The organism is Micromonospora mangrovicola (assembly GCF_047200535.1).
Lineage (GTDB): Bacteria > Actinomycetota > Actinomycetes > Mycobacteriales > Micromonosporaceae > Micromonospora.
Genome location: NZ_JBJZOG010000217.1, coordinates 1 through 1,782 on the forward strand (window position 1 = coordinate 1; position 1,782 = coordinate 1,782).

4 protein-coding genes are annotated in these 1,782 nt (G+C 65.3%); all 4 read left to right on the forward strand.

Going from position 1 to position 1,782, the window contains the following annotated elements:
• A partial coding sequence (locus ACL02O_RS34060) for a hypothetical protein (RefSeq protein ID WP_412822294.1) occupies positions 1 to 186 on the forward strand: 186 nt, incomplete at its 5' end.
• A gap of 188 nt (positions 187 to 374) precedes the next feature.
• Positions 375 to 851 (forward strand): hypothetical protein, encoded by a 477-nt coding sequence (locus tag ACL02O_RS34065; RefSeq protein ID WP_412822295.1) that lies wholly within the window; start codon positions 375 to 377, stop codon positions 849 to 851.
• Positions 852 to 1,337: 486 nt separating this feature from the next.
• The gene (locus ACL02O_RS34070) at positions 1,338 to 1,592 is read left to right on the forward strand and encodes an SRPBCC family protein (protein WP_412822296.1); all 255 of its coding nucleotides are present in this window, start codon (positions 1,338 to 1,340) and stop codon (positions 1,590 to 1,592) included.
• Positions 1,526 to 1,782: hypothetical protein (locus tag ACL02O_RS34075; RefSeq protein WP_412822297.1), on the forward strand; the 257-nt coding region annotated here is incomplete at its 3' end. The genes ACL02O_RS34070 and ACL02O_RS34075, both read left to right, overlap by 67 nt.

Sequence of the window (1,782 nt, forward strand, 5' to 3'; positions counted from 1 at the left end):
TCGTGGTCATGGCCCATCGTCGTGGTCGCGTGCTTCCTCCTGGGGTTCATCACGCCTTGGGCCGTCTACCTCCTAGTCCTGGCTCCACTGACGCTCTTGGCCGCAACCGCACTTACTGTGGTGGAGTTCCGACGTCGGCGTGCTGAAGACCTTGTGGCGGAGACGCCTCGGCTCGTGAAGGAATGACACCGGCTCGGCAAGTTGGCGCGGTGCCGCCAACAGCGGATTTCCCGACGGCCGGCCTGGGGTTTAGAAGAAGATCAAGGATGGCTGGTCGGGCGAATGTGTCCCTGGTCAGACCGTCCGGCACTGTCGGACAGCGTCGGCGCTCGGAGGCGGACTTGGCTGTACGGATGGCTGTACAGTTCCCGCGCATGAGCAACACCAACTCGCAAGACGCACCTGGCGGATCTGGTCCGGCAACCGCTGCGACGTTGGGCCTGGCTACCCGGTTGGCGCACGAGCTGGCCGACGCAGCAGAGGTGAAGATCGAGAACCCCAAATGGGGTCTGTCTGTGACGATCACGCCGACAAATCCCAACGCTCGCGCCTTCGGATGGGCCGACTTCGGGGACGAGATCGTCCTACAGGTTGGCGAGTACGGCGGCAGATGGGAACTTTGCCCGGCGCCCGAGGACCTGGCCTTCCTCGACGACATGGCTCGTTCGGTCGTCGCGGGACGCGTCCGAGAGGTCCTTGCGCGGAAACGCTCGCTCATCGAGGTGGTGATGCCCGATGGGTCGGTCGAAACCCATACCGGATACGAGGGACTAACCGGCTGCCTACCGCTGCCCGCCTGGCGTCGCCGGTCCCGCAGCGTTCAATACGCGCCGTACAGTTCATCCCCCTGATGCTGCCGCCTCGCGCCTCTGCCTCAAGCCCATCCCCGCCGTGAGTCCGCACATCGTGGGACGGGCCTGCTCCCCGGTGTCAACACAACGCGTGTTGACACCGGGGAGCAGGTCTGTTCGGCTCCGCCCGGACTCGCGGTGGAGGTGGGCGGCCCCATCTCTGTCGAAGATCCCCGCCGGAGGCATCGGTTCCGGTCCTTGGCGCAGTCTGCAATCGGCCGGCGCGGCCCGCTTGCGGGCCGCCTTGATCTATAAGAGGTCTATTCGGCAATGAGCAGGCCCCTGTCTCCTGTCCCTGTCTCCTGTAAGGGGCGTGCTTGGCACTCTCGCGTCCACAGATGCTGTACAGGACCGACGGTTCGAGTGCTCAGCGTTGGCCCCGGTCGGCGAACAGGTCAGGCCACCGCTGGTTCAGGGACCGCCCGAGGTCGCGAGACTCGGTTAGGCTGGCGCGTCGCCGCCCAGCAGAGGATCAACATGCAGCCGATGACATTCAGCCGCACGATCTCCGCGCCGCCAGAGAAGGTGTGGCAGATCCTCACCGACGTCGCGAGGTATCCGGCGCTGCTAACCAAGGTCGAAGCAACTGAGCTGCTCCACCACCAGACGTTCGGACAGGGTACGAGCTGGCGGGAGACCCGCAGCCCTTACGGCTGGCCCGTCACCGTGGATCTATGCGTGACCGACTGCCAACCTCGCTTCGCTACGTTGTGGAGTGCTACGCGGGCGGGCATAGCGTGACTGAGTATCGGCTTGTTCCCTGTGACGGTGGCCGCGGCACCAGCCTTCAGCTCACCTACACCTTGACCGGTGGCCCGCTGGCCCATCGGCTCAGCCGGATCGTGGCTCGTCGACGGCTCGTCGCCTGCATCAGGGAGAACAACGTCCAGGACTTGCTCGACATCGACCAAGCATGCGTGGCGACCCCCTG